This window comes from Chryseobacterium sp., from assembly GCF_008831505.1.
In the GTDB taxonomy this organism is placed as follows: domain Bacteria; phylum Bacteroidota; class Bacteroidia; order Flavobacteriales; family Weeksellaceae; genus Marnyiella.
The window spans coordinates 861,196-887,996 of the sequence record NZ_CP044507.1 but is presented as its reverse complement, the minus strand read 5'-3'; the positions used below and the strand labels follow the sequence as shown (position 1 = coordinate 887,996).

Annotated in this window: 25 protein-coding genes; 10 read left to right on the top strand and 15 right to left on the bottom strand. The window is 44.6% G+C overall.

All coding sequences use genetic code 11. From position 1 onward, the window contains the following. Positions 1-35 precede the first annotated feature (35 nt). Positions 36-674 carry an alpha/beta hydrolase gene (locus F7R58_RS04210; RefSeq protein WP_158063697.1) on the top strand — a complete coding sequence of 213 codons (639 nt, stop codon included), beginning with the start codon at positions 36-38 and terminating at the stop codon, positions 672-674. Positions 675-797: 123 nt separating this feature from the next. On the opposite strand, the gene purE is transcribed toward F7R58_RS04210, so the two are convergent. Further along, on the bottom strand, positions 798-1,301 hold the full coding sequence (purE, locus tag F7R58_RS04205) for a 5-(carboxyamino)imidazole ribonucleotide mutase (protein WP_158063696.1): 504 nt from the start codon (positions 1,299-1,301) through the stop codon (positions 798-800). 93 nt (positions 1,302-1,394) lie between these two features. Between purE and F7R58_RS04200 the strand changes: the two genes are divergently transcribed. Then, positions 1,395-2,300, top strand: coding sequence for a DMT family transporter (locus tag F7R58_RS04200; RefSeq protein ID WP_158063695.1), 906 nt, complete (start codon positions 1,395-1,397; stop codon positions 2,298-2,300). On the opposite strand, the gene F7R58_RS04195 is transcribed toward F7R58_RS04200, so the two are convergent. Further along, positions 2,287-3,396 (bottom strand): 5-(carboxyamino)imidazole ribonucleotide synthase, encoded by a 1,110-nt coding sequence (locus tag F7R58_RS04195; protein ID WP_158063694.1) that lies wholly within the window; start codon positions 3,394-3,396, stop codon positions 2,287-2,289. The genes F7R58_RS04200 and F7R58_RS04195 overlap by 14 nt on opposite strands. A 168-nt stretch (positions 3,397-3,564) precedes the next feature. Between F7R58_RS04195 and F7R58_RS04190 the strand changes: the two genes are divergently transcribed. Further along, the gene (locus F7R58_RS04190) at positions 3,565-4,656 is read left to right on the top strand and encodes an endonuclease/exonuclease/phosphatase family protein (protein WP_158063693.1); all 1,092 of its coding nucleotides are present in this window, start codon (positions 3,565-3,567) and stop codon (positions 4,654-4,656) included. 25 nt (positions 4,657-4,681) lie between these two features. On the opposite strand, the gene F7R58_RS04185 is transcribed toward F7R58_RS04190, so the two are convergent. The 7 genes from F7R58_RS04185 to F7R58_RS04155 are packed head-to-tail and all read right to left on the bottom strand — an operon-like array spanning position 4,682 to position 11,779. Then, positions 4,682-5,059, bottom strand: coding sequence for a VOC family protein (locus tag F7R58_RS04185; protein WP_158063692.1), 378 nt, complete (start codon positions 5,057-5,059; stop codon positions 4,682-4,684). 11 nt (positions 5,060-5,070) lie between these two features. Beyond that, positions 5,071-6,129, bottom strand: coding sequence for a diphosphomevalonate/mevalonate 3,5-bisphosphate decarboxylase family protein (locus F7R58_RS04180; RefSeq protein WP_158063691.1), 1,059 nt, complete (start codon positions 6,127-6,129; stop codon positions 5,071-5,073). A gap of 19 nt (positions 6,130-6,148) precedes the next feature. Next, positions 6,149-7,921, bottom strand: a complete 1,773-nt coding sequence (locus tag F7R58_RS04175; RefSeq protein WP_158063690.1) for an AMP-dependent synthetase/ligase — start codon at positions 7,919-7,921, stop codon at positions 6,149-6,151. Next, positions 7,908-8,939 (bottom strand): NAD-dependent epimerase/dehydratase family protein, encoded by a 1,032-nt coding sequence (locus F7R58_RS04170; RefSeq protein WP_158063689.1) that lies wholly within the window; start codon positions 8,937-8,939, stop codon positions 7,908-7,910. The genes F7R58_RS04175 and F7R58_RS04170 overlap by 14 nt, the downstream gene beginning before the upstream one ends. Before the next feature lie 22 nt (positions 8,940-8,961). Then, entirely contained in the window at positions 8,962-9,750 is a 789-nt protein-coding gene (locus tag F7R58_RS04165; RefSeq protein ID WP_158063688.1) for an alpha/beta fold hydrolase, read from the bottom strand. Between the two features lie 43 nt (positions 9,751-9,793). Beyond that, entirely contained in the window at positions 9,794-10,513 is a 720-nt protein-coding gene (locus F7R58_RS04160; protein WP_158063687.1) for a pyridoxine 5'-phosphate synthase, read from the bottom strand. A 9-nt stretch (positions 10,514-10,522) separates the two neighbouring features. Beyond that, positions 10,523-11,779: a mechanosensitive ion channel family protein gene (locus tag F7R58_RS04155; protein WP_158063686.1), complete on the bottom strand. Its 1,257-nt coding sequence runs from the start codon at positions 11,777-11,779 to the stop codon at positions 10,523-10,525. A gap of 178 nt (positions 11,780-11,957) precedes the next feature. Between F7R58_RS04155 and F7R58_RS04150 the strand changes: the two genes are divergently transcribed. From F7R58_RS04150 to F7R58_RS04140, 3 genes are all read left to right on the top strand, one after another. Continuing rightward, positions 11,958-13,148 (top strand): lacto-N-biose phosphorylase central domain-containing protein, encoded by a 1,191-nt coding sequence (locus tag F7R58_RS04150; RefSeq protein ID WP_158063685.1) that lies wholly within the window; start codon positions 11,958-11,960, stop codon positions 13,146-13,148. A 77-nt stretch (positions 13,149-13,225) separates the two neighbouring features. Next, the gene (locus tag F7R58_RS04145; protein ID WP_158063684.1) at positions 13,226-13,714 is read left to right on the top strand and encodes a DUF456 domain-containing protein; all 489 of its coding nucleotides are present in this window, start codon (positions 13,226-13,228) and stop codon (positions 13,712-13,714) included. A 10-nt stretch (positions 13,715-13,724) separates the two neighbouring features. Then, a complete protein-coding gene (locus F7R58_RS04140) occupies positions 13,725-14,315 on the top strand; it encodes a hypothetical protein (RefSeq protein ID WP_158063683.1) in 591 nt (196 codons plus the stop codon). On the opposite strand, the gene F7R58_RS04135 is transcribed toward F7R58_RS04140, so the two are convergent. Then, a complete protein-coding gene (locus tag F7R58_RS04135) occupies positions 14,316-14,960 on the bottom strand; it encodes a uracil-DNA glycosylase (protein ID WP_158063682.1) in 645 nt (214 codons plus the stop codon). A 214-nt stretch (positions 14,961-15,174) separates the two neighbouring features. Here F7R58_RS04135 and F7R58_RS04130 point away from each other — a divergent pair, with 214 nt between their 5' ends. Together F7R58_RS04130 and F7R58_RS04125 are read left to right on the top strand one after the other, a co-directional pair. Continuing rightward, positions 15,175-17,322, top strand: a complete 2,148-nt coding sequence (locus F7R58_RS04130; protein ID WP_158063681.1) for an endonuclease MutS2 — start codon at positions 15,175-15,177, stop codon at positions 17,320-17,322. A 62-nt stretch (positions 17,323-17,384) separates the two neighbouring features. Next, complete coding sequence (locus F7R58_RS04125; RefSeq protein WP_158063680.1) at positions 17,385-18,680, top strand: DUF2130 domain-containing protein; 1,296 nt, start codon at positions 17,385-17,387, stop codon at positions 18,678-18,680. A gap of 32 nt (positions 18,681-18,712) precedes the next feature. Here the strand turns inward: F7R58_RS04125 and F7R58_RS04120 are convergent, their stop codons facing one another. Continuing rightward, positions 18,713-19,726, bottom strand: coding sequence for an LLM class flavin-dependent oxidoreductase (locus F7R58_RS04120; RefSeq protein WP_158063679.1), 1,014 nt, complete (start codon positions 19,724-19,726; stop codon positions 18,713-18,715). 106 nt (positions 19,727-19,832) lie between these two features. On the opposite strand from F7R58_RS04120, the gene F7R58_RS04115 reads away from it, so the two are divergent. Both F7R58_RS04115 and F7R58_RS12920 read left to right on the top strand, forming a co-directional pair. Continuing rightward, a complete protein-coding gene (locus tag F7R58_RS04115) occupies positions 19,833-20,201 on the top strand; it encodes a winged helix-turn-helix transcriptional regulator (RefSeq protein WP_158063678.1) in 369 nt (122 codons plus the stop codon). A 173-nt stretch (positions 20,202-20,374) separates the two neighbouring features. Continuing rightward, complete coding sequence (locus F7R58_RS12920; protein ID WP_187695259.1) at positions 20,375-20,539, top strand: hypothetical protein; 165 nt, start codon at positions 20,375-20,377, stop codon at positions 20,537-20,539. 31 nt (positions 20,540-20,570) lie between these two features. On the opposite strand, the gene F7R58_RS04110 is transcribed toward F7R58_RS12920, so the two are convergent. The 4 genes from F7R58_RS04110 to F7R58_RS04095 form a co-directional block, all read right to left on the bottom strand. Beyond that, positions 20,571-21,224, bottom strand: coding sequence for a rhomboid family intramembrane serine protease (locus F7R58_RS04110; protein ID WP_158063677.1), 654 nt, complete (start codon positions 21,222-21,224; stop codon positions 20,571-20,573). Between the two features lie 41 nt (positions 21,225-21,265). Then, on the bottom strand, positions 21,266-23,866 hold the full coding sequence (locus F7R58_RS04105) for a DNA gyrase/topoisomerase IV subunit A (protein WP_158063676.1): 2,601 nt from the start codon (positions 23,864-23,866) through the stop codon (positions 21,266-21,268). Between the two features lie 54 nt (positions 23,867-23,920). Then, positions 23,921-25,804, bottom strand: a complete 1,884-nt coding sequence (locus F7R58_RS04100) for a DNA topoisomerase IV subunit B (RefSeq protein WP_158063675.1) — start codon at positions 25,802-25,804, stop codon at positions 23,921-23,923. Positions 25,805-25,997: 193 nt separating this feature from the next. Further along, positions 25,998-26,780 carry a TIGR00266 family protein gene (locus F7R58_RS04095; RefSeq protein ID WP_158063674.1) on the bottom strand — a complete coding sequence of 261 codons (783 nt, stop codon included), beginning with the start codon at positions 26,778-26,780 and terminating at the stop codon, positions 25,998-26,000. Positions 26,781-26,801 lie beyond the last annotated feature (21 nt).

The window sequence follows — 26,801 nt, the reverse complement described above, 5'->3', positions numbered from 1 at the left end:
GCAACAGATTTGAGTATATTCGCAGAAAATATTTTATGGACCTTCAATACCTCATACGCGAACCTCAGCATATCACTCCGCAAACCACCATTCTGTTTCTTCTTCACGGCTACGGCAGTAATGAACAGGACCTTTTCTCATTTACACCCACCTTACCCGACGATTGGATCGTGGTAAGTTTTCGGGCGCCACATTCCACTGAATATGAAGGTTATTCCTGGTATGATATCGATTTTATGGACCCTGAAAAATTTGTAGATACTGCACAGGCCAATGCTTCGCTGAACGGAATCCTGGATCAGATGCTCCGGATATCCAACCAATATGGACTAACCGACAACAAAACACATCTGTGCGGATTCTCGCAGGGCGGAATTCTTAGCTATGCACTTGCGCTACGTTTGCCTGAACTGTTCAGCAAAGTAGCCTGTCTGAGCTGTTACCCTGAAGAAAAACTTCTCGGCGAAATTGTTAAGGACAAGAAAAAACTGGAACACCTGCGTTTCTTTATCTCACACGGCACCGACGACACTGTAATCCCATTGGAATGGGGCCGCAAAGCCGCAGATCTGTTGTACGACCTTAGCTGCTACTTCACTTTCCGCGAGTATATGAGCGGTCACGGCGTGAACCAGAAGAATTATATGGATCTGATGGAATTCTTCAAAAAGTAAGCAAATGTATACTTCTCCACATTTCTATATGAGAAGTCGGCTTCTTTTGAGCTCAAAATTAATTTGATTCAGGAATTGAAACAGGATGGCGGCGATTATCCGCCATCTGTGGACCGTGGCCGGCTATTTATCAAAGTTGTTGGGATGGCTCCTGTTGATTTCCTCTACCGTTCTCATGACTTTCTCCTTTAGTGATTCCTGATATTTTTCCAGTCTTTCTGCAACTGCATCATCTGAGGCGCCGATGATCTTAGCGGCCAAAATCCCGGCATTCATGGCACCGTTCAGCGCTACTGTAGCCACCGGAATTCCGGAAGGCATCTGCAAAATGGACAGGATGGAATCCCAACCGTCAATGGAGTTTGAAGATAATATCGGCACGCCGATTACAGGAAGTGTGGTACAGCTGGCCACCATACCCGGAAGGTGTGCGGCGCCGCCTGCTCCGGCAACAATTACCTTCAGTCCGCGGCTTTTTGCAGATTTTGCATAGTCAAACATGCGTTCCGGCGTTCTGTGCGCCGAAACCACCGTAAGTTCATAGTCTATATTCTGTGATTTCAAGAAATCTGCTGCCTGCTGCATAATGGCCAGATCGCTCTGGCTACCCATAATTATTCCGACCATACCGAGAAAAAAGATATTTATTTTGAAGGCTTAAAGTTAGGAAAATTTAGCAAAAAAAGACCTCATGCCGTGTGGAATGGCTACTTTTGCAGCGTGAAAATCAGCGCAGATCTCCGGCTCATCATAGCAGTTCTTACCATCGCCATCGTTTGGGGAACCACCTTTCTCGGCATAAAGATCGGTGTGGAAACCATCCCGCCCTGGTTTGTAGCCGGATTACGGCAGCTGCTGGCCGCACTTATCCTACTTCTTTTCCTGATTGCGCGCGGACAGTTAAAATGGATCGGACGCCGTAACTTCATGGTGCAGATCACCCTTTCGTCGCTGATGCTGATCGTTGCCAACGGTCTTACTACCGTGGCCGAAGCTCATATTTCAAGCAGTCTGGCCTCCCTGGTAAGTTCAATGTCACCAATTGCCGTTTTGCTTTGCAGTGTTATTTTCGGACTGGAAAAATTTTCTTTCAGATCGGTTGCCGGGATACTTTTTGGCTTCAGCGGCGTGCTGTTTATCTTTTGGAACGGAATGTCAGATTTTGGCAATCCGGACTATCTTTTCGGAATTATCCTGCTTTTCCTGGCCATATTCGGTTGGGCAGGCGGAACGATCTACACGAAGAAAATTCAGTTCCGCAACGATAATCTTTTTCTAAACCTGTTTTATCAGTTTGCCTTCGCCGGAATCGTGCAGCTAATTATCGCCTTCCTTTTTTCTGAAGAAACGGATTACCGTTTATGGTCGGCCCGAAGTATTGCAGCAACGGTTTATCTGGCCTGTTTTGGCTCGGTGGCTGCTTATTTTGCATTCAATTATGCGCTGAAGAGACTGCGGCCCACGCAAATATCCATGCTTTCCTACGTCAATACGGGTATTGCCATCTTCCTGGGCTGGCTGGTGCTGAATGAAGAAATCACAGTGAAGTTTATCATTGCAGCGATACTCATCATCACCGGAGTCATCATCATGAACTACCGGCCCGGAATGCTTAAACGGAAGTAACCTTCACCATCGACTTAATGCGGATCAGTTTTTCCATAAGTTCCTCGCGGTTAGCTGCCAATACATTGATGTGGCCCATTTTTCGTCCAGGTTTAGTGCTGGTTTTTCCGTAAAGGTGTACATAAGTCTGTGGCAGTTTCATCACCTCTTCCAAACCTTCATATCTTACCTTACCGGAATGGTTTTCATCCCCCACAAGATTCAGCATGCCCGAGTAGCCCATTGCCTCGGTATCGGCCAGCGGTACATTCTTCAGGATCCGGCACAGCTGCTCAAACTGCGAGTTGGCATTTCCTTCCTGCGTTTGATGCCCGGAATTATGCAGCCTGGGCGCAGTTTCATTTACCCAAACTTTACCTTCTTTATCGAGGAAGAGTTCAATGGCAAAAAGGCCGGCAGAGTTGGCGGCTTTAGTGAACTGCGCGGTAATGTCGATGATCTGCTTTTCCACATCCTCGGAAATATGTGCCGGACAGATGTTGAAATCCAGAAGATTCAGTTTGGGATCGGCCACCATTTCAGTTACCGGGAAGGTTTTCGTTTCGCCGTCCTCGCCAATCGCCACGATGATGGAAAGTTCCTTTTCAATATCGACAAGAGCTTCCAGTACGGAGGGTACATTCCAAAGTTTCTGCAGATCGTCTTCCGTACGTATGACCTGTACCCCTTTACCGTCGTAACCGCCGGTATTCATTTTCTGTACAAACGGCAAGGGGAAATCTACTTCGGATTTCTGCTGAATAATCTGGAATTCAGGACTTGGGATACCATGCTTTTTGTAGAATTTCTTCTGCAATATCTTCTGCTGGATGATCCGGATGATTTCGGGACTTGGGCAAACTCTGATGCCTGAGGCTTTAAGTTCAAAAAGTGCATCCACATCCACATGCTCAATTTCAATGGAAACCACATCTTTCCCCTTCCCAAAGTTGAAAACCGTCTCATACTCATCAAATTTGCCCTGAGTAAAATCGGAAATGGTACTGCAGGGCGCGTCGGCTGCAGGATCCAGGGTAAACCATTCGTCGTCGTATTTCAGACCTTCCTGAATTAACATCCGTCCCAACTGTCCGCCACCTAATATCCCGATTTTCATAATTTTTGAATTTTAATTGAAGAGAAAGATGCCGGTTTAACATACGTACGTTGCCGGCAGCGCAAAAATACAAAAGGAATCCCATAGGCACCAAGGTCCACAATGAATAAAATCGAGCAGAAAAGCTTTAAATGCGGGTTTTTTATTTTACTTTGCAGCTATTAAACTATGGAACTGTTTCTAAACGTATTGTCCGCACTGCTTATCCTGCTGAGTGTACTCCCTTTTATAAGAAATCAGCACTGGATTTTCCGCGTGCCGGAATTTATGAAAATTCAATTGCTCATCCTGCAGGCTGCGGTTTTTGGATTCAGCATTGTACTGGTAAGCAAAGACATTTGGTTCTGGGTATTAAATACCATTCAGTTCGGTCTTATGTGTTATCACCTTTATGTTCTGATTCGCTATACAAAATTCTATAAGCGCAAGAAAACTTCAAAAACTTCACAGTCCTCTTCGAAGGTAAAAATTCTGTCTGTAAATGTGCACCAGTTCAATACTGAATTTAGCAGATTTCACGAACTCATTGCGAAACATCAGCCGGATATCTTCATTACCATGGAGACGGACTCAAAATGGGAAGAGGCCAACCGCAAACTGGAAAAACAGTATCCCCACACCCAGAAGATGACACTGGACAATACCTACGGTATGCATCTGTATTCCAAAATGCCGCTTCAGAAGTCAGAAATTCACTTTTTTGTGGCCGATGATATTCCAAGTTTTGAGTCGCATTTCAAGACGGAAGATGGGCGGGATTTCATTCTTTTCGGTGTGCACCCGCCGCCGCCCAGCCCCACCGAAGAACGAACCTCCAAAGAACGGGACGGGGACCTGCTTTGTGTGGCCAAAAAAATCCGGGGAACAAAAACTCCGACACTGGTCATTGGCGATTTCAATACCGTAGCCTGGTCGGATACCTCTATCCTTTTCCGCAAAACCAGCGAGCTGATTGATGCGCGTGTAGGCCGCGGAATTCTGGCAACATTTCACGCTAAATACTGGTTTTTCCGTGTACCGCTGGATCTTCTTTTCCACAGCTCGGATATTTTTGTGGACAGGCTGGAAACCCTGGAACATATAGGTTCGGACCACTTCCCTATTCTGTGCGAATTTCATATCGATCCGGTAGCGAAACAAGTGCAGAAAGATGAAGTGAAGACGCTGAAAGAGGAAGAGAAGGAGGTAGTGGATGAGCTTATAGTTGAAGGCCGGAAAGAGGAGTCCGACAACCGGGACAGAACCGAACATCCGCACTGAGCCGGGCGCATTTTAACACAACTTTCTAAGCTTCGTAAAATTCAATGGGCAGAGCGTCTGGATCCTGAGTGAAGAAGAATTTCTTTCCGGTAAATTCATCCGTCCGGATATCTTCACAGTGCTGGATTTTGCCAATCAGTTCAGCACGTTTTGCCTGAAGATCTTTTACACTGAAAGCCAAATGCCTGAGCCCGCAGCTTTCTGGCCTTGACGGACGGGGCGGCGGATCTGGAAATGAAAATAGCTCAATTACATACTGATCACCGATGCCCAAATCCAGTTTATAGGATTTTCGCTCCGCACGGTAAACCTCACGCAAGACCTGAAGTCCCAAAATTTCGGTATAGTATTTTTTAGAAACTTCATAATCTGAGCAGATGACTGCAATATGATGGATTTTCATCAGATGTTTCTTTAAAGGAACGTCATCACATCCTTCACAACTCCGTTATTCTGAGTATGCTGAAGTAATTCAGCCTCTATAAATTCCTTTATTAGACCTTCAGTGCCATTATTTGGGAAAAGCAGATGAACATTTGCTCCGGCATCAAGCGTAAAGAACAGCGGTAAACCTGTGGACTTCCTGAATTCCCATATTTTGTTGATGACGGCCAGTGTTCCGGTTTTCATCAGGATGAAGGCAGGTTCACTCATCATCATCATCGCATGCAGGGTAAGTGCTTCGTGCTCCACCAACTTAATGAAGCCTTCCATATCTCCATTTCGCAGGATTTCCTTCAGCAAAGTAAAATTCTCATGTGCCTCCTGAAATCTCCGCTGCGCGTAAGGATTGGTATTCATAAGCCCATGCCCTACAGTGGAACTCACGGATTTTTCACCCTCGTGAATCAACAGCACCCAATCGTTAAAATCTCGAAACACAGGATGAACCTCACTGTCGGGATAGCGGACTGCGAACAGGTCACTGCTGCCATCCACCTCGGATGTATTGCCCCATACTACGAGTCCTTCAAAAAGGCTTCGGCAGGCACTTCCGCTCCCCAAACGGGCCAGGAAACTGGCTTTCTTCATTTTATATTCAATCCCCCTTTCACCGGAGAATGCATCATCAACTTCCATCAGACATTTGGCAATGGCTCCAAAACCTGACGCGGAACTCGCGATGCCGGAACTGTGGGGAAAAGTATTTTCTGTGCGGATGATGTATTGTCCCTGCAAAATCCAGGGCAAGTAAGGCTCAATGCTCCTGAAGTATTTCTCAATTTTATCAGCAAACTTAAGCTCTTCATTGCCGGACAGGAAGGTCTGTACTGAAAAGTGTCCGCCCGACGAAAATTCAAGTGTAGTGTTCGTCCGGCAGTGGTTCAGGGTATAACTGATGCTTGGATTGGCGGGAATTTGCCTGGAATATTTACCCCAATACTTGATAAGTGCAATATTAGACGGACAGCTGGCCGAAACTGTGATGTCTTTTATATTAAAGGTCTTTTCTGACAAAAATTCTTTTTCCATTATTAATAATCCTTTGGATTTAACCCATTTTAGCATCGTACATGCTTTCAATAAGCGATTCGTATTTTCTGAGTAAAATATTCCTCTTTATTTTTAAAGTTGGGGTAATTTCACCGGCACCAATTTCAAATTCCGACGGCATCAGTTCAAATTTCTTCACTTTTTCAAAGCCGGGAAGGCCGCTTTGTATCAATTCAAGTTTTTGATGATAGAGATCTTTAATCTGCTGTAGGTTCACAATTTCTCTCCATGATGAAAATGGGATTTTCAGTCTGTCCAGCTGCTGTTTCAGGTTTTCAAAATTGGGCACAATGAGGGCGGTCACATAGGGCTTACCCTCAGCCACCACCATCACCTGCTCGATAAGACTGTCATTGGACAGCAGATTCTCGATAGGCTGCGGGGCTACATACTTACCGTTGGAGGTTTTCATAAGATCCTTTATACGGTCTGTAATCGTAAGGTTGCCCTGATCATCAAACTCGCCGGCGTCACCTGTCTTAAACCAGCCGTCTTCGGTAAAGACTTCCGCCGTTTCCCGGGGTTTGTTATAATAGCCTTTCATAATACCGCTTCCCTTTGCTAAAATCTCATTGTTTTCGCCGATTTTAAGTTCCGTATCGCCCAGAGGAATACCCGCCGAGCCGTGCCTGTACTTTGTAAACGGAAAAGCAGTAAGTGTAGCTGTAGTTTCGGTGAGTCCGTAGCCAACGGTCATGTGCATTCCGATTGCATCGAAGAAACGCGTGACTTCCGGTGATACAGAGGCGCCACCACAGGCCATAAACCAGAGTTTGCCGCCCATCTTATTCTTTATTTTTGCGAAAACAAGACGGTTGGCAAGGGCATTTTTCAATCTTAAGCCAGGCGATACACTTTTCTCCAGCCGCCTGCGTTCAGCCATTTCACTTCCTACATCCAGCGCCCAGGCAAAGATTTTCTTTTTAAGTGGAGATCCTTCCTGCACCATATCGTGCACACCTGAATATATTTTCTGGTAGAAACGCGGTACCGCACACATCATGGTGGGTTTTACCTCGGTTAGAGTATGGGCGATAAGTTTGGTGTTTTCCAGGAAAGTCACCTTGGCACCACCCGAAAGAGAAAGCAGCGTCCAGCTCCTTTCGAAGACGTGGGTAAGCGGCAGGAAAGCCAGCGAGTGCTCCCTTTCAAAATCCCGGAACTTAAAAAAATCGAAATGTGCTTTGAAGCACTTTTGGAAGTTACCGTGGGTAAGCATTACGCCTTTAGGCACACCGGTTGTTCCGGAAGTATAGATAAGAGTCGCAAGATCATCCTCTTCTTTGGGGCAAATCTCAAATTGTGGCGAACTTTTTTTGATGAAATCCTCAAAATAGGAGCTGCGGTCCTTCTTGATCCAATCTCTTTTTTTGGCAAGAATAATATGCTCTAATGCCGAACCCTCCTGCATAATAGCGTAACACGAATCATACTGTTCCTGATTGCCGGCCAGCACTATTCTGGCTTTTGAATCATTCAGGATGTAGGCCGCCTGTTCTTTATTGTTGGTTGAATATACAGGTACGGTAACTGCGCCCAGACTCAGGACAGCAAGGTCCATTGTAATCCATTCTGCAGAGTTATCTGAATAAATAGCTACACAATCGTTCTCGCCGATTCCGGCTTCACGCAGTGCATTCGCCGTTTTGAAAACCATATCGCGGAATACCGGCCATTTCAGTTCTCTCCATTCTTCCCTTACCTTAAAACCGATTGCGGCTTTATACGGGTAGTTTCTTGCATTGACATTCAGGAATTCAGCGATATTCATCAGTGATATTATAGTTTTTTTTATGCGAAATATAATTTGAAAGGTGAAATTCCAGACTTTCATTCACCGGAATAAAGTCCCAGTTGAGTTGCTCGGTGATCTTTTTATTGCAAACATGACTGCGGGACCTCACTGTCTGCAAATTTGTCCTGTTCATTATACGCAGCGCCGGGAAAAGGCCTCCAAAAATAAGCTGTAGAAAATAACCGGCATCCAGGATAGTTCCTGATAACACTTTCGGCTTCGGCTTGCCCAATCTACGGCGTATCCTGCGAGCAATATCCGCATATGTACGGTTTTCAGAACTGACGATAAACCTTTCACCGAATATATTCTCTTCCATCAGTCGTACCGAAATTTCAGCTACATCGCGCACATCAACATAAGAAGTGCTGCCGGGCATGGCATAAGGATATTTTTCAATCGTTTTAAAAAGTTCTCCACTGCTGGCATTCCAGTTACCGCTGCCCAGAATAATGCCGGGGTTTAGAATTACAGTATTTAAGCCTTCTGCCGAAGCGCGCCAAACTTCCATTTCCGACAGGTGTTTGGAAATGGCGTAATGAGAGTGGTTGAGTTTGGGATTGAAATCTGAGTCTTCATCCATCAGTCCTGTCTCATTCAGACCGTCCAGGACTGCTACTGAACTGATAAAACAGAAGTCCTGAACTGAAGAATTTTCGCATGCATAAAGCAGATTGGCAGTTCCCGTTACATTGGTGCTGTAAATTTCTTTCTCATCAGTAGGATAAAAACTCACCTTCCCGGCACAGTGATATACGCTGCTAACCCCCGTTACAGCGGCTTCCAAAGAATGAATATCATCAAAATCAGCATCAATCCACTCAATTTTGTCAAGGTATTCATCAGGACTGTCGGTGTAGTAACTGAAGGACTCTCGGACTTCGTCCAGATCGCTTGAAGGACGCTTCGCAGCACGCACCTGATATCCCCTGTTAAGGAGTTCCAAGAGAATGACCCGGCCCAGAATCCCTGTTGCGCCTGTAACTAAAACCATATGTTGCTTTGATACTTTTGCATCAGTATTTTTTAATATCGAATATGAAATCCTTAACGACTTCATTGAAATCGGTTGGGTTTTCAGCCTGGACCCAGTGTCCAGCGTTGGCAATGGTCACTACAGAAGAATGAGGAAACTGCTGTTTTATTTGAAACTCGTCCTGAGGCAGGATATAGTTCGATTTGGCACCACCGATAAAGAGCGTTTCACCGGTAAACACCCCAAATTTAATGGCATTGGATACAAACTGGTCATATTTATTGGAAAGCGTATCCAGGTTAAAGCGCCAGGCTAATTTTTTATCTTCGGTCCAGTATAGGTTTTTAGCCAGAAACTGAATGACTGAGGTTTCAGGAATATATTCCTTAAGTGCATCTTCCACTTCCTGCCTGGAGGTCATTTCTTCAAAATTTACAGTCTGAAGGGCTTTAATAATTCCCTGATGATGCGGAGGATAAGCCTTGGGAGCGATATCAACCACAATCAGTTTCTCTACTTTTACCGGATATTTCACAGCAAACTGCATCACTGCCTTACCACCCAGGGAATGACCGAGAAGATTTACCTTTTCCAGCTTATGTGCTTCCATATAGTGAGCAATGTCATGAGCAAGATCGTCATGGGACATATCCTCGGAGTGGAAACTTTTGCCGTGGTTTCTTAAGTCGACAAGATGAACGGGAAAGAAATCGCCCATAATCTTTCCGAAACTGGCCCAGTTGTCCAGCATTCCGAAAAGACCATGAAATACGAGCAATGGGATTCCGGATTTATCCTGTCCGTATATCTTCGAGTGGAGAATATTCATTCTAAAAAATTTTGATTCAAAAATAGCAATAAAATTGCCCCTGTTACCACTTAGCCAGCCTTTTCAGATAGGCCTGAACTGTATTTTCCATGCCCATGTAAAGTGCTTCGGAAATTAAAGCATGTCCAATGGACACTTCCAACAGTCCCGGAACAGTATCAGCAAAGTATTTAATATTGTCGAGGCTTAAATCATGACCGGCGTTCACTCCAAGTCCGTTAAGGTGAGCTTCTTCAGCGGTCTTCACATAATCCTGAACGGCCTGCTCCCTGTTCACCACATAGTTTTTTGCATATGCTTCCGTGTAGAGTTCAATACGGTCCGCACCTGTTTCGGCGGCATATTTCACCATTTCAGGATTGGGATCCAGAAAAACTGAAGTGCGAATGCCTGCGTCTTTAAATTCCTTGATTACTTCTGTCAGAAAACCACCGTACTTTATGCAGTCCCAACCGGCATTGGAGGTTATGGCATCATCAGCATCCGGCACCAGCGTTACCTGTTCGGGTTTAACCTCGAGAACCATATCAATAAATGCCCGGTGGGGATTTCCTTCAATATTATATTCAGTTATAACCAGCGGCTTCAGGTCATACACGTCTTTTCGGGTGATATGCCTTTCGTCCGGTCTTGGATGGATTGTAATTCCCTGCGCGCCGAATTTCTGAAGTTTTACCGCAGCCTCAGTCACACTGGGCAATTCTCCACCTCTCGCATTACGAAGTGTGGCGATCTTGTTTATATTTACACTGAGTTTAGTCATCGTTAAAGTTTAAATTTTGTTAAACTGCATTACCTCCAGGTCAAACTCACGGGAAGCTACAAGCAGATGGTCAAAAATATCAGACTGAATCTCTTCGTAGTTGGTCCAGACAGAATCATTTGTAAAGCAGTATATTTCAAGCGGCAGACCCTGCGGCGTATTTTCGAGCTGCCGAACCATCAGAGTACCTTCCTGATCAATATGCGCACTGTTTTTTAAATAGTTGAAAGTATATTCCCTGAAGACCCCAATGTTGGTAAGCTGACGGCCGTTTATAAGAAGATCGGAATTCTGCAGACCTGCACGTTCGGCGGCAATTTCTTCTTTTTTCAGTTTAAGGTAATCTGCCACTAAATTAATTTTGGACAGCTTATCTATATCATCAGGGCTCAGGAATTTAAACGATTTAATATTGAAACTGATGGACCGCTTTATACGTCTGGTATTGCTCTCAGACATCACCTGCATGTTTTTAATCTCCGTAGACAGAAGATCGTAGGTAGGAATTGTAGATTTAGTCTTATCAAAATTCTGGATTTTTGTCGTCAGGAGGTTTATTTCCTCAATCGTACCTTCCAGGTTATATTTTGGGATACCGATCCAGTCGCCCACTTTGAGGTTCTTGGAGGTTGCAACGTGCAGGCTCGTCATAAAACCAAGGATAGTATCGCGGAAAACAAGGACCAGAACAGCGGTGATGGCTCCCAGACTACCTAAGATAGTGGTTCCCTGAATTCCGAAGATTACCGAAATCAGCACCACTATAAAGATGAAGATTCCGATGGTCTTTAGGGTCTCGGAAATGGCTTTCAGCGCCACAATCTTGTAATAATCCTTTTTGTAGAAAAAGTAATTTTCTACAGCCTTCATTGCACGCAGGCCCATTCTGGCAACGGCAATAATTGCCACCACATTATAAACCCTTTGCAGGAAACTGAAGGTCTTATCATGATAATCATTGAAAAAGGCCGTGAAAAGAATGTTACCCAGCAGGAGCGCAATGATGTTAGCTACGGAGCGCGTGATTCCGGAAGCGTGCACCGCTTTCAGGAAGGGATATTTTTCCCCGTCACGATAACTGGAGAAAATCGGAAGCAGGATCATTTTTATCAGAAGATCCAAAGCAATTACGATCCCGAACAGCATCAGAAACTTAATCAGAACCTGCACCTCCCACATGTCAGAAATATTTTCCGCAATAAACCGGTGGATCGTTGATACCAGATCTGCCAGTAAAGTCTTCGTTTGCTGAATTTCCTCTTTCATTCTAGCAAATTTACTAAATATTAACCATCATTATCGTTAAACTTAAATCACATTCAAATAGTTAATTGAAAAAATCAATAATAATATAGAGGTAATCCAACTATTTGTTTACAACATTATTAAAAAATATTTATATTTGTTATACAAATCACAATCATTAACTTTTAAAAATCATTCTATGAAAAAAACAATTTACCTTTTTCTAAGTATTATGCTGCTGTCACTGTACGGCTGTATACGCAGTGATGACAATATTGTTGAAGTGACCAACCCCACTCCGGTAAGCACTAAAAAAGGCAGCGTGAGCGGTAAGGTGATGGCTAAAAACGGAACCAAGCCCATAGGTGGCGCCCTGGTTTTCACCTTTGACGGCCAAAACAAAATTTACCGCACCTTCTCAAATGCAGCCGGTGATTTCACACTGGAGGCACCGGAAGGTCAGCGTACCATTCATATCCAGACGGGTGATGGGTCAAACTTCCGCTCCGAATTCACAATCAACGTACCGAAATCCGACAATGTTGTTGCCCCACTGAACGTAACCAAACTTAATCAGGTAGCCAATATGGCCTATGTTAAAGGCAGTTATGATGAAATTGAAGATATCGTGACGGGCCTTGGTTATCTGGTGACAGAAATTGATTATAACGACCTGAAGGTAATGAGCACACTATCGCAGTATGATGTTATTTTCCTGAACTGCGGTTCACGTGGACAAAGTCATTCCGGTACTTCAACACCAAATAATGACACCGAAATCTATGACAACCTGGCAACTTTTGTAAGTAATGGTGGCAGCCTCTATGCATCAGACTGGGACGTGGCGTACCTACTGGGTGGGAATAACAACACACCGGCCTGCAATACCGCCGGCGGTTTTATCCCGGATGCATTGATGTGTTCCACCAGTACAGGTTCGGCTACTACTTATACCAACTGTGCTGTGAGCAATGTGAACCTGGCAAACGCTTTAGGTTTCAATACGCTGGACATCCAGTACGATTTAGGTTCATGGCAGAAAGTCATCAGCTACGATGCAGCCTTCTGGGAAGTATTGGTACAGCGTAATAATGAAGCACTTATGCTTCGTACCAATAAATTCCACAGCACCGGCGCACCTGCCATGCCTGTCGGAAACTCGGCGAACAGTGGCTGGATTACCATTTGTCATGACGACAACGGAACGCCCGTTACGCTAACCATCAATCAAAATGCACTTCAGGCTCACCTGGGTCATGGTGATTCCGTAGGCTCATGTACAGGTGTTTCAACAAGCGGAAATATCTATTATACCACATTTCATAACCATGCAACGGGCAATATTGGAAATACTGCCCCCATCCTTCAGTATGTAATTTTAAATCTTTAAATAAAATTATCTTACTGCAAAACGGAGAGCGGCACTTAAATGGCTGCTCTCTTTTTATTCATCAATTATTATACAATATGGATTACGAACTTATATCCCTCATAAGTATTATACTGCTTGTTCTTGGAATAGCAGGCACCATTCTGCCGGTTCTTCCGGGACTTTTACTAAGCCTGTGCGGTGTGCTAATTTATAAATTCGGGACAGGTTCAGATCTTTCTATGGCCTATATCTGGATATTTTCCCTCCTGACGGCAGCTTCCATAGTGCTGAATTACGTGATACCTGCCAAAACCAACCGAAAGTATGGCGGCACCCGTTGGGGAAGCATTGGTTCTGTAATCGGAACTTTTGTTGGTTTCTTCCTTCCTATCCCTTTTGGTTTTCTTATCGGTATGTTTGCCGGAGTCTTTATCGGTGAGTTACTCCATGATGCCGGCGACAGGAAAAAAGCCTTTAACTCTATGAAAGGTGCATTAATTGGCTTCATCATCGGTACCGGCTTTAACCTGATGGTTGGTGTGGCAATGTTTTTGGTTGTATTGTGGGACATCATTAACCCATAAATATTAACCAATGTACAACTTACTTCTCACCGGAATTATATCGCTTTCAATATTGGCATGTTCTGCACAGGAAAAACACCTTCAGGAAAAAAAGCCGCTTCCTGAAACGGAAAAGAGCAATGTCACAAGTCCTGCAAAGAATAAAGCAAAGAATACCGATACCAATATCCCTAAAGAACCCAAACGGGTTGAAAATAAAGAAGCTGCAGCAAAAATTCAAAAAATGGAAGGTGTTCTGTATTTTAAAGAAGGAGAATCCATGTTTCTCAAAGATCATGATATGACTTTCACCTTCACAAAGATGCTGGAGGACAGCCGCTGTCCGAAGGAAGTAAACTGCGTCTGGGAAGGCGTAGCGACAGCAGAGATTGAACTGATGGGAACCTATACCCGTCCGGTTAAAGTGAAGCTGTCCACGCAAAGTAATCCGCAGCGAGGTTATGATAATAAAGCTTTCTTTAACGGTTACAGGTACACCCTGGTAGAGGCAAATCCCTACCCGACTGCAGGAGCAGGATTTGCGGCAAATTCCGGAAAATATGTCATTGGAATTAAAGTTGATAAAGTCGCACAGAATTCGGTAGAGCCCTCTGTAAGGTAATTACCATTGAATCTGGGGTTGGCCGTGGCGAGCAAGCCAAGCGTTAACCTGCGAAAAGGGCCGGCTGCCGTAAAATCCGCGGTAGACCGAAAATGGTGAAGGATGCGCCGACTTAATAATCAGATGTTTGGAGGAATCGATAAGTTCCTCCTTTTTTTGTGCGAAGGCACCCCATAAAACAAAAACAACTTTTTCTTTTCTGGCTGAAATCTCACTGATGATGAAGTCTGTAAATCTCTCCCAACCTAAATCCTTATGTGAGTTAGGTGAATGCGCCCTTACCGTCAGCGTGGCGTTGAGCAGAAGTACGCCCTGCGTAGCCCAGTCTTCCAGGTCTTTGCGGGTACGTTCAATTCCTAAATCAGACTGGAGCTCTGTAAATATATTCTTTAAAGACGGCGGCGTAGCAACACTTTCGGACACCGAAAAACAAAGACCGTTGGCCTGTCCGTCATTATGATAAGGATCCTGACCGAGAATAACGACCCTTAGCTCATTAAACGGAGTAAGTTCCAGGGCACGGAAAATCTGTTTTTTGGGCGGAAAGCATTTTGTATCTGCATATTCTGACTGTACATCCTTCCAGAGCTGTTCGAAGTAGGTTGAGTTTTTTATGGGTGCAAGTATTTCTTTCCAGTCCGCCATTTGCTTATAATTTGACTGCAAATTTGCAGATTTTATTTTGGTAGTTGCCAGGTTGTCCGAATTTTGTTGAAGTATGTAGTGCACATCCCCAATTGCAGGCCAGAAATTTTTAGGGAATATTCTTTGATGTTAAGTTACGGGTTTAACGGTGAGTTTAGGTAATCATATCGCCTGCGGCCAGCCTTACCTACAACTATTAACTTATATTTGCACTGTGCTGATACAACAAGAAGATTTAGACGAATTGGAATTCCCCGCGCTTTTAGCGGAAATTGCTCCATTTGCATACTCTCACAAAACGCAGGACCGGATTATGGAGCTGCGTCCATTGGCGATAGACGATGCTGAGCTTACGCTGAAGAAAACTGCAGAATTCCTCACCAGTTTTGAAAGTCATAACATCATTCCGTTTAATGAATTTGAAGATATTGACGATGAACTGAAACTTATGGTTATTGAAAACTTCCGGCTGGATGCGAAATCTTTTATCAAAATAAAGAATATTACGGCGCAGATTGGAAGGCTGCAAAAATTCTTACCCAATTTCGAGGAGACCTTTCCGCATCTGACGGCTGAAATCAGGAAACTTGAATTCCGCAAAGAAATCATTGACAGGATTGACAAGGTCTTTAACCGGTTCGGCGATGTAAAAAGCGACGCTTCTACCCTACTTAAAGAAATCCGGACCGAAATACAGCATTCAAGAAAAGCCATTCAGGAAAACTTTAACCGTGCCCTCACCACCTATGGGCAAAGTGACTTTCTGGATGAAATACGCGAGACCATTATTGAAGATCAGCGTGTATTGGCAGTAAAATCAGGCTTCAAGAAAAGAGTTCCGGGGCGGGTTTTGGGAATTTCGAAAACAGGTTCCATTACTTACATTCAGCCGGAAAGTGTGCTGAAGCATTATTTTAAGCAGCGGGAAAGTGAGGAGGAGGAAAAAAAAGAACTGGACCGCATTCTGCGGAGACTGACGGCTGAAACGGCAGAATTCCAGCCCCAACTCAGCGAATACCAAATGTATCTTTTCGATCTCGATCTTACTCGCGCAAAAGCAAAATTCGCTGAGCAGATTAACGGAATTCTCCCCAAAATAAACCGTCATCCTACCCTAAGACTGAGGGAGGCTTATCATCCGCTGCTGTTTTTAAGCAATAAAGCAGAAGGGAAAAAGATATTTCCCCAAACGCTGACTCTTACGGAGCACAACAGGATCCTTTGTATTTCCGGACCCAATGCCGGCGGAAAATCAATCACACTAAAGACGGTGGGTTTACTGCAGCTTATGATTCAGAGCGGTATCCTGGTCCCGGCGCATCCGAAGTCGGAGATGTTTTTCTTTGACAAAATAATGACAGATATCGGTGACAATCAGTCTATTGAGAATCACCTTTCCACTTATTCCTCGCGCCTCAAGAAGATGTCGGGCATCATTAAGGAAGCCGACGCCAAAACACTGCTGCTCATCGACGAATTTGGAACCGGTTCGGACCCTGAATTGGGTGGTGCCCTGGCCGAGAGTTTTCTGGAATATTTTTACGGAAAGAAGAGCTTTGCCATCATCACCACCCACTATACCAACATTAAACTTGTTGTGGAACAGCTGCCGAATGCAGAAAATGCCGCCATGCTTTTCGATGAGAAGAGTCTGGAACCACTCTATAAACTGGAAGTAGGTCAGGCCGGCAGTTCATTTACTTTTGAGGTAGCCGAGAAAAATAAAATCCCACAGTTCATCCTGAGATCTGCCAAGAAGAAGGTTGAAAAGGATGTGGTGAACCTGGACAAAACCATTGTAAAACTGCAGCAGGAAAAATTTGAGGTAGAGAAGCTTCGCACCAATCTTTCGGAACAGAAAGACTCGGTAACTGACAAACGCGATCATTTGCAAAAACTGAATGAGCAACTGCAGCAGAAACTCTTCAACTTCCAGAAACTGTACGAGGAAGAGCACCGCAAGCTGCAGTTCGGAAATAAGATTGAAGGCTTTATAGATGCCTATATGAAGGGGAAATCCCGGAAAGATGTTGTGCGCGATTTTGTAAAGATTCTGGAGCAGGAGAAATTCAGAAAGCTGGGTACGGATAAGGATGAATCCAAAAAACTGCAGGTTGTAAAGCGCAAAATTACCCAACAGTTAAAAAAGGCTGATATCCAGGAAAAAATTGCGGAAGCCCACGAAAAGATTGTTGAAAGGAAAAAAGAAGAACGTGAATTATGGCTGAAACCCGGCCAGCGTGTTAGGATCACGGGCAGCACAAGTGTGGGAACTATTGAGAAAGTTTCCAAAAACAAAATAACCGTAAATTACGGCACTTTCAAAACGACAATCAGCGCGGATGAACTTGAAAGAATTTAGCCTGTGTCAGATCCTGAATTCCCTAATAATCCTTAGCTTAGCTTCACTTACAACTGTATAACATGAACGAAATAATCTGCCCCCACTGTAACAAAGCCTTTAAAATTGATGAAGCCGGATTTGCCGATATTGTGCGGCAGGTACGCGACCATCAGTTTGAACACGAACTTAAAACCCGGCTGGCGCTGGCCGACCGTGAAAAAGAAAGCGCCGTAAAACTGGCGGAGGCTCAGGTAAGGCAGACACTTCAGGAAAACCTGGCAAAAAAAGACCGCGAAATTTCTGAACTTAAAGCTCAGAGCGAAGTGGCTCTGGCCGAAAAGATTAATCAGAAAGAAGCTGAAATCCTGAAACTGAAATCCATCATCGATAATGTAGAGATTCAGAAACAACTGGCCGTTACTGAAGCTGTGCAGAAGATTGAAAAGGAACGCGATGCACTGGCTCATGAGGTGCGTACCAAGGATCTGGAGAAACAGAATCTGGAGGGATCCCTGAAACAGCATTTTGCCACCGAACTTCAGAATAAGGAAGCCATCATTAAATATAAAGATGATGAAATAGCCCGCATTCGTGATATGAAACTCAAACTGAGCACCAAAATGCTGGGCGAGTCCCTGGAGCAGCACTGCGAGATCGAATTCAACAAACTGCGCGCTACGGCTTTCCAGAAAGCCTATTTCGAAAAAGACAATGACGCACGTTCCGGCAGTAAAGGTGACTACATTTACAAAGAGTTTGATGATGCCGGCAATGAAATCATTTCGATTATGTTCGAAATGAAAAATGAATGCGACGCAACAGCTACAAAAAAGAGGAATGAGGATTTCCTGAAAGAACTGGACAAAGACCGTAATGAGAAGAAGTGCGAATACGCTGTTCTTGTTTCATGCCTGGAGGCAGAAAGCGAGTACTATAATTCCGGTATCGTAGACGTTTCCCACCGCTACAGCAAGATGTACGTGGTAAGACCCCAATTCTTTATCCCCATCATCACCTTACTCCGCAATGCAGCCATGAACTCCCTTCAGTACAAGGCTGAACTCGCCCTGGTGAAAAGCCAGAATATCGATATTACGAACTTTGAGGAGAAAATGAACAAGTTCAAGGAAGGATTTGCGCGGAATTACGATCTGGCCAGCCGAAAGTTTAAGGATGCCATAGACGGCATTGACAAAACCATCCATCAGCTTCAGAAAACCAAGGAAGCACTGCTTTCTTCGGAAAATAACCTCAGACTGGCCAATCAGAAAACTGAGGATCTTACAATCAAGAAACTTACGCACAACAATCCCACTATGAAGGCTAAGTTTGATGAACTGAAAGAAAATCCAGGCGAAAATCCGGATTTATTCTGATCTAAGCTGATCAGTTAAGAATTGTCAGCTGCTTAATTCCCATTGTTTATTTCCGTCATAATTTCCGAAAACAGATGTGCGGATTTGAGCCTATCCTGAAGGTTGAACATTGTAGAAACAACGATGAGTTCATCTACGCCGGTTTCTTCCAGGAACTGCCTGATTTCCCTTTTCACAGTTTCGCGGCTTCCCACAAAGGAGTATTTCAGCATTTGCTGCACCGCCGGATGGTGGAACATCTCCTCCAAATCGTTCGTCATGGGTCCGGGTGGATAAAGCGGATCTCGGGCACCTGTAAGTATGCCAATAAACATTCGAATCAGCGACGTAAAGAGTTCCTGCGCTTCTTCATCAGTATCTGCGACATATACATTCACACCAGCAATGGTGTAAGGCTTTTCCAAAAACTCTGAGGGCTGGAATTCGTCGCGGTAAATCCGGAGCGCACTATGCAGATGCGTGGTCGCGAAATGGCTGGCAAAAGCATACGGCAGGCCTTTTTGAGCCGCAAGATGTGCGCTGTCGGTACTGGAACCTAATATATAAACCGGAACGTCAGTTCCTTCGGCCATAGGTACGCGTACCTTAGCGGTTTTATTGTCGGCTGAAAAATACTGCTGAATCTTTGCCACCTCTCTTGGGAATGAATGTGCGGCCTGCATAAAATCCGAACGGATCTCACGGGCGGTTTCCTGGTCGGTACCGGGTGCACGCCCAAGTCCTAAATCAATCCGGCCCGGATATAGGTGTGCGAGTGTACTGAACTGTTCAGCAATGATAAGCGGGGCGTGATTCGGAAGCATAATTCCGCCGGAACCCACTCTAAGTTTCGTGGTGTTTTCGGCTACATAGCCAATAAGGACCGAGGTAGCGCTGCTGCCTACGGACTCGGAATTATGATGTTCTGCAAACCAGAATCGCTTATAGCCAAGTTCTTCGGCCTCTTTTGCCAGAACCAGAGAGTTGTTTAGAGTTTCCTTAGAACTTTGTCCCTGCGAAACGATCGCGAGTTCCAGGATTGAGTATGATATTGTTCGGTTATTCATATTTATCATTTTCAGTGTATTGAAATGGTTCTGCAAATTTACCAAAATTAACTTACTTTTGTATAGTGCTTTCAAAAGGTAAGCGCTATATCTATAATAGATGATTATGGCAAAGAGAGAATGCAGCAATTGTCTGGACACTTTAGAACCGGTACGTGAGGCCCTGAATGTTATAAATGGTAAATGGAAACTGCCAATTATTATCTCTGTTTCAGTAGGTAATGAGAGGTTTAATGCCATACAGGAAAGTATCCCGGGGATCAGTGCACGTGTGCTGGCCAAGGAACTGAAGGACCTGGAGCGCCACCAGCTCATACGCCGTACGGTTTCGGATAATTATCCGTCGCGTATCATTTACAAAGCAGAAGCGTACGCTGACACCCTGACGCCGATTATCTATGCCCTGAAAGACTGGGGAATTAACCACAGGAACAGAATGTCGGTTTCCGACAATTTTTGTGATGATATAGAATAATGGCTGTTTTACTGTCGTGCTGTATCTGAGGATGTAAATCAAATAGATTTATTAACTTTAGGTACGCTGGGAACGGCGTTCGTGAGAAGGTGATTTAAAATTCACTCAATTGAAACTTTCGGAACCGTCGCAAAATTCCGCAATGATAATGTCGAACTTTTAAAACAAATGCCATGACTTACCCACTAATTCCAATAGGACTCATCATCATATTTATCATTTACGTGATTTACCTGGCCTTTGTGAAAAAGGACATGCAGATGTTAAGGTCTGTGCTGTACCCGGGCCTGTTCTTTATCACCGTTTGGGCGCTGATTTACTATTTTATGCTGAGGTAATATGCCTACTTAATGCGAGACAGAAAAGTGATCAGATCGCCTTTCTCACAAAAACCATATACGCCATATAGAGCAGTGGCAGCGACATAATGCCAAGGAAACGGATATTACTTAATGCCACTTCCGGCAGCAAACCTACGGCATATACAAGTCCGAAAGCTGCACCTCCGAGGTGAGCAGCATGTCCGATATTGTCGTGAGGTCTTGGATTAAGCATCATATATACGGAATAGGCGAAGTACAAAAAGCCAAATATATAACCCGGAATGGGTATTGGGATAAAGAAAAAGTATATACCCAGATCCGGAATCATTGCTATTGAAGCAAACAAAATCCCGGAGACACCGCCACTCGCACCAATCGCCGAATACCAGGGTTGGGCTTTGTACAGATAAAGGGAAAACAGGTTGCCTAAAAGTATGGAACCAAAGTAAACGATTAAAAATCCAATTTGGCCAAACGCCTGCACCACGATGGGCCCAAAAAAGTAGAGCGTCATCATATTGAAAAGCAGATGCATCATGTCTCCATGCAGGAATCCTGCGCTGATCAGCCGGATATACTCCCGGTTATTGGTGATCGCTCCTACATTGAATTTATATTTCTCGAACAGCGGCTGGTTGCTGAAGGCTATGAAACTTATAAGGGCCGTAGCCGCGATAATTATAATCAGTACTAAACTCATATATTTTTCATTGATGATGCGGTAAGCGGCATCAGATTAAATTACTCCCCGAACAGATTTCCGATGGCACCTTCCTCGGGGTAGTCTCCATTGGCCACATCGTGGTCTATAAAGGCCACACTGTCTTCATTCTGTTCTACCTCGTCGAAACCGGGATTCATTTCCTCCGGCTCAGGCAGGGTGATGTTAATGCTTTTCACCTTGCTTTTCGTAAGCTGGTTACCAATGGCTTTTATGCCTTTTACCGAGATAAAATCATCGATAATGATAGTTTCGGGGTCGCGCTGTTTGTCTTTTTCTTTGGCAAAAACAATCTCTGCCTGTGCCCTGTCCACAGTAATAATCTGTTCAATAAAAGTTTTGGGATGATCTGAAGGTACAAAATGCTGAATATTTGGGGTGTGGTCCAGCAGGAATCTTTTGATGAAATAAATACCTTTCTCACCGTCAAAATAAATACAGGTAATTGGCTGTTCCGGAATCCACTTCTCCAACACCAGATATTCATCGTCAAACCTGTTCATCAGGTCAAAGGAAACCAGTTTCGCCTCACCGTTACTGTTGATGGTAAGGATGCGGTCGTCGCCTTTGAAGCTTCCCAGCAGCGTACCGCGTGCATCCACATTGAGGCGGCGCACCGTTTCATCAAACCAGATTTTTCTCGGAGCCAGGGTACTGTGGCCTTCCTCCTTCAGATCGATTTTCTTGATGGTATATTTTGTAACCAGATTTCCGCGTGAGGCCCGGCCTTTAATGGCCAGCTCGGAAAAATCTATGTCAATCCTGTTCTTGCGTACGCGCGCATTGGGCTTCAGCAAGACCGTCACCAGCTCTGCCTCACCGTTGGGATTGGCAGAAAAATAGAGGAATTCGGATCCTTTTTTCTCAGAGGCAAGCGGATAATCGGTGTTACGCGTAATGCTTGTCACCGAGAAACGCTTCATATAATAAGGGCCGTCGCGTCCCTCGCGGTAAATGGTATTGTAAACAGTGCGGGTGTCGCCTTTTTTCCAGATGCCTACGTGAACAATGTCTTTGCCGATAAAGGTCTTGGCTTCAACTTTGACGACTTTCATGGTTCCGTCCCGACGGAAGGTAATGATGTCGTCAATATCCGAACAGTCAAAAAGGAACTGGTCCTTCTTCAGCGACGTTCCAATAAATCCTTCAGCAAAATTAGCGTAGAATTTTTCATTTGCAACCGCTACTTTGGAAGCATCAATCGTATCAAATATCCTGATCTCGGTCTTTCTTTCGCGGTCCTTACCATATTTCTTCTGGATGTTCAGGAAGTAGTCTATGGCATACGGAATAAGATGTTCCAGATTGTATCTGCATTTTTCAATCTTATCCTCGAGCGCTGCTATGGTTTCCTTAAATTTATCAAGGTCAAACCTGGAAATCCTCTTTATCCTAATCTCGGTAAGCCTGACAATATCCTCTTCTGTTACCTCACGCAGCAGATGCCCGGTGTGCGGTTTGAGGCCTGTATCAATAGTCGTAAGAACTTCTTCCCAGGATTTAACTTCTTCGATATCGTGATAGATCCGGTTTTCAATAAAAATACGTTCAAGCGAGGCAAAATGCCAGCTTTCCTGAAGTTCATGAAGTTCAATCTCAAGTTCCTTTTTCAGCAGAGATACCGTGTGGTCGGTATTCATGCGCAGGATTTCGGAAACACTCAGGAACATTGGCTTGTCACCCACGATTACACACGCATTAGGCGAAATGGAAACCTGACAGTCGGTGAAGGCGTACAGTGCATCAATGGTCTTGTCCGGAGATACATCATTGGCAAGATGAATCAGGATTTCCACTTTATCCGAGGTATTGTCTTCAATCCTTTTTATTCTGATCTTACCTCTTTCGGTGGCCTTTACTATACTGTCAATAAGGTCTACGGTGGTTTTGGAGTAGGGAAGTTCGGTAATGACCAGCAGGTTTTTTTCACGCTGAACAATCCTGGCTCTTGCGCGTACTTTACCGCCTCTTTCACCATCATTATATTCGGCTACATCCAGTAAACCACCGGTAATGAAATCCGGGAACACCTGAAACTTTTTGCCCTTCAGATGCGCAACTGATGCACTGATCAGTTCATTAAAGTTATGCGGCAGGATTTTAGTTGAAAGTCCAACCCCAATACCTTCCACCCCCTGTGCCAGGAGCAGCGGGAATTTTACGGGCAGGTCAATAGGCTCGTTGTTCCGGCCGTCATAAGATTTGGACCATTCGGTAGTCTTTGGGTTAAAAACAACCTCGAGAGCAAAGGGTGTTAGGCGCGCTTCAATATAACGGGCGGCAGCGGCAGAATCGCCGGTGTAGATATTTCCCCAGTTACCCTGGGTATCGATGAGCAGTTCCTTTTGCCCAATCTGAACCATCGCATCGGTAATGGAGGCGTCACCGTGAGGATGATACTTCATTGTATTCCCAACGATATTCGCCACCTTATTGTAGCGGCCGTCTTCCAGCTCACGCATGGAGTGCATGATCCGGCGCTGCACAGGTTTGAAACCGTCGTAGACCGACGGAATGGCCCGGTCCAGAATTACGTAAGAGGCGTAATCCAGAAACCAGTCCTTATACAGCCCTGATACTTTCCTTAAACTTTCCCCTTCATGGAGGTTTTCTTCAGTCATATATTGGTCCGCGCAAGCGCGAAATTAATTCTGTTTGATAATGGATGCTGCAAATTATACGTGCACATCTTCCAGTTTTTCCTTTTTGTCAATTTCCGGATCTTCAACTACCAGGTTTTCAAGGATAAAGGATTGCCGGTCCGGAGTATTTTTACCCATATAGAATTCCAGGATTTGCTCTATAGTCTGATCTTTACCGATTACCACGGGTTCAAGCCGGATGTCCTTGCCAATGAAATGCTTAAATTCATCGGGGGAAATCTCACCCAAACCTTTAAAGCGTGTGATCTCCGGATTCTTGCCGAGCTCATTCAGCGCTTTTATCCTTTCGGCATCGGAATAGCAGTAACGCGTTTCTTTTTTGTTCCGCACCCTGAACAAAGGTGTGGAAAGGATGTATAAATGCCCGTTCCGGATCAGATCCGGGAAAAACTGCAGGAAAAAGGTGATCATGAGCAGCCGGATATGCATACCGTCCACATCGGCATCTGTGGCAATGATTACCTGGTTGTAGCGCAAATCCTCCAATGAGTCTTCAATATTCAGCGCAGCCTGCAAAAGGTTGAACTCCTCATTTTCGTACACCACCCGCTTAGTAAGACCATAGGAATTCAGCGGTTTACCGCGCAGTGAGAAAACAGCCTGGGTTTCAACATCCCGTGACTTGGTAATAGAACCGGAGGCCGAATCTCCTTCGGTAATGAAAATCTGGGATTCTGCTTTCCTTTCTGCCTTCTGGTCATTATAATGCTGGCGGCAGTCACGCAGTTTTTTGTTATGAAGTGATACTTTCTTCGCTCTCTCGCGGGCCAGTTTCTGAATACCGGAAAGCTCTTTCCTCTCGCGTTCCGAAACCAGGATTTTCTTGTGAACCGCCTCGGCGGTTTCCGGATTTTTGTGCAGGTAATTATCCAGTTCCTTTTTAAGGAAATTATTCATGAAAGTCCGGATGGTTTCTTTTCCCGGCTCCATATCATTCGAGCCCAGTTTGGTCTTGGTCTGGGATTCAAAAACCGGCTCAATAACCTTTATGGAAACAGCCGCTATAATGGACTTGCGAATATCCGAGGCTTCGTAGGTCTTATTGAGATATTCGCGTATTGTTTTTACATAGGCCTCCTTAAATGCATTGAGGTGAGTACCGCCCTGCGTTGTATTCTGACCGTTTACGAAAGAAAAATAGGTTTCCGACTGCGATTTGTCTGAATGTGTAACCGCAATCTCAATATCTTCAGCCTTCAGATGGATGATAGGATACAGAATGTCGCCCTCCAGTTCTTCCTGAAGCAGATCCTTAAGACCGTTTTCCGAAAAAAAAGTTTCACCGTTGAAGATAATCTTGAGTCCCGGATTCAGGTAAACATAGTTTCGGAGCATCCTTTCTATATACTCTTTCCTGAATTTGAAATGCGGGAAGATCTCATGATCCGGAATAAAAGTAATTTCCGTACCGTTACGGTCGGAAGTATCCGCCTCGTCGTGGTTGTGGGTAACTACCCCTTTGGAGAATTCGGCAATCTTCATCCGGCCTTCGCGCACTGATTTAACTTTAAAGAAGTCAGAAAGCGCATTAACAGCCTTGGAACCCACACCATTCAGTCCCACAGACTTCTTGAAGGCTTTGCTGTCGTATTTACCACCGGTATTCATTTTGGAAACCGCGTCTACCACCTTCCCAAGCGGTATCCCACGGCCAAAATCGCGGATCACAGCTTTACCTTCATCAATCTTGATTTCAATCCGCTTTCCGGATTTCATTACAAATTCATCTATGGAATTGTCAATGATTTCCTTCAGAAGGATATAGATTCCATCATCAGCAGACGATCCGTCACCCAGCTTTCCGATGTACATCCCGGGCCGCTGCCGAACGTGCTCCTGCCAGTCCAGCGTCCGGATATTGTCTTCGGTATAATTAAAGTTGTTGTTTTCGCTCATATAAAATGCTGCCGGTATTGCATTGCAGCTTTAGCTCAAATTTCAGTAATTCACAAAAATACTGATATTTAAATTTTTATGCAAAAATTCAGCACCCTGATTAATGTCTTTTTAGCGCAGGTCCAGGGATTCAATAAAACAAAAAAGCAGGCTGTATAAACCCGCTTAAAATCCGTTTATTGAAAACCGGTCTTTAAAATCCGTCACCGTCCAGGAGATTACCCAATTTTCCGAGTACACTTCCTTCTTCACCTTTTTTTCCGGTTCCGAACTGGAGTATACGGGCAGCCAGTCGGGAAATGGGCAGGGTCTGTATCCAAACTGTTCCGGGACCGCGAAGCTGCGCAAAAAAGAGTCCTTCGCCGCCAAAAATGGAGTTCTTGATGCCACCCACAAACTGGATATCATAATCCACCTCTTTGGTAAAAGCAACGATACAGCCGGTGTCGATCTTGAGTATTTCGCCGGGCTGCAACTGTTTCTCAATTACGTGGCCGCCACTGTGCACAAAACTCATCCCGTCTCCCTCCAATTTCTGCATTATGAATCCTTCGCCACCAAAAAGCCCTGTACCCAGCTTCTTCTGAAATTCAATACCTACAGATACTCCTTTGGCAGCGCACAGGAAGCTGTCCTTCTGGCAGATTACCCTTCCACCCAGCCGCGAAAGATCCAACGCGATTATTTTCCCTGAGTAAGGGGCCGCGAAAGACACCTGCCTTTTCTGACTGGATATATTTGTATAAGCTGTCATGAAAAGATTCTCACCGGTAAGCAAGCGTTTGCCTGCCGAGAACAATTTGCCCATAAGACCCTTTTCATTACCGTCGCCAAACATGGTTTCCATCTGTATGCCTTCGGTCATCATCATAAAACTTCCCGGCTCGGAAATGACGCTTTCATTAGGATCCAGTTCAATCTCCACACACTGCATTTCTTCTCCATGTATCCTGTAATCGATTTCGTGGTTATTCATAGCTTTTTTAATTTTCGTATA

Bases quoted from the DNA above. Each gene is read 5' to 3' on its own strand.
- F7R58_RS04140 (WP_158063683.1), top strand. From the start codon at position 13,725: ATGTACAACTTACTTCTCACCGGAATTATATCGCTTTCAATATTGGCA.
- F7R58_RS04170 (WP_158063689.1), bottom strand. From the start codon at position 8,939: ATGGTTTTAGTTACAGGCGCAACAGGGATTCTGGGCCGGGTCATTCTC.
- F7R58_RS04190 (WP_158063693.1), top strand. From the start codon at position 3,565: ATGGAACTGTTTCTAAACGTATTGTCCGCACTGCTTATCCTGCTGAGT.
- F7R58_RS04105 (WP_158063676.1), bottom strand. From the start codon at position 23,866: ATGACTGAAGAAAACCTCCATGAAGGGGAAAGTTTAAGGAAAGTATCA.
- F7R58_RS04135 (WP_158063682.1), bottom strand. From the start codon at position 14,960: ATGGCGGACTGGAAAGAAATACTTGCACCCATAAAAAACTCAACCTAC.
- F7R58_RS04100 (WP_158063675.1), bottom strand. From the start codon at position 25,804: ATGAGCGAAAACAACAACTTTAATTATACCGAAGACAATATCCGGACG.
- F7R58_RS12920 (WP_187695259.1), top strand. From the start codon at position 20,375: ATGACTTACCCACTAATTCCAATAGGACTCATCATCATATTTATCATT.
- purE (WP_158063696.1), bottom strand. From the start codon at position 1,301: ATGGTCGGAATAATTATGGGTAGCCAGAGCGATCTGGCCATTATGCAG.
- F7R58_RS04195 (WP_158063694.1), bottom strand. From the start codon at position 3,396: ATGAAAATCGGGATATTAGGTGGCGGACAGTTGGGACGGATGTTAATT.
- F7R58_RS04095 (WP_158063674.1), bottom strand. From the start codon at position 26,780: ATGAATAACCACGAAATCGATTACAGGATACATGGAGAAGAAATGCAG.
- F7R58_RS04175 (WP_158063690.1), bottom strand. From the start codon at position 7,921: ATGAATATCGCTGAATTCCTGAATGTCAATGCAAGAAACTACCCGTAT.
- F7R58_RS04115 (WP_158063678.1), top strand. From the start codon at position 19,833: ATGGCAAAGAGAGAATGCAGCAATTGTCTGGACACTTTAGAACCGGTA.
- F7R58_RS04155 (WP_158063686.1), bottom strand. From the start codon at position 11,779: ATGAAAGAGGAAATTCAGCAAACGAAGACTTTACTGGCAGATCTGGTA.
- F7R58_RS04185 (WP_158063692.1), bottom strand. From the start codon at position 5,059: ATGAAAATCCATCATATTGCAGTCATCTGCTCAGATTATGAAGTTTCT.
- F7R58_RS04165 (WP_158063688.1), bottom strand. From the start codon at position 9,750: ATGAATATTCTCCACTCGAAGATATACGGACAGGATAAATCCGGAATC.
- F7R58_RS04145 (WP_158063684.1), top strand. From the start codon at position 13,226: ATGGATTACGAACTTATATCCCTCATAAGTATTATACTGCTTGTTCTT.
- F7R58_RS04110 (WP_158063677.1), bottom strand. From the start codon at position 21,224: ATGAGTTTAGTACTGATTATAATTATCGCGGCTACGGCCCTTATAAGT.
- F7R58_RS04160 (WP_158063687.1), bottom strand. From the start codon at position 10,513: ATGACTAAACTCAGTGTAAATATAAACAAGATCGCCACACTTCGTAAT.
- F7R58_RS04210 (WP_158063697.1), top strand. From the start codon at position 36: ATGGACCTTCAATACCTCATACGCGAACCTCAGCATATCACTCCGCAA.
- F7R58_RS04180 (WP_158063691.1), bottom strand. From the start codon at position 6,129: ATGGAAAAAGAATTTTTGTCAGAAAAGACCTTTAATATAAAAGACATC.
- F7R58_RS04120 (WP_158063679.1), bottom strand. From the start codon at position 19,726: ATGAATAACCGAACAATATCATACTCAATCCTGGAACTCGCGATCGTT.
- F7R58_RS04150 (WP_158063685.1), top strand. From the start codon at position 11,958: ATGAAAAAAACAATTTACCTTTTTCTAAGTATTATGCTGCTGTCACTG.
- F7R58_RS04125 (WP_158063680.1), top strand. From the start codon at position 17,385: ATGAACGAAATAATCTGCCCCCACTGTAACAAAGCCTTTAAAATTGAT.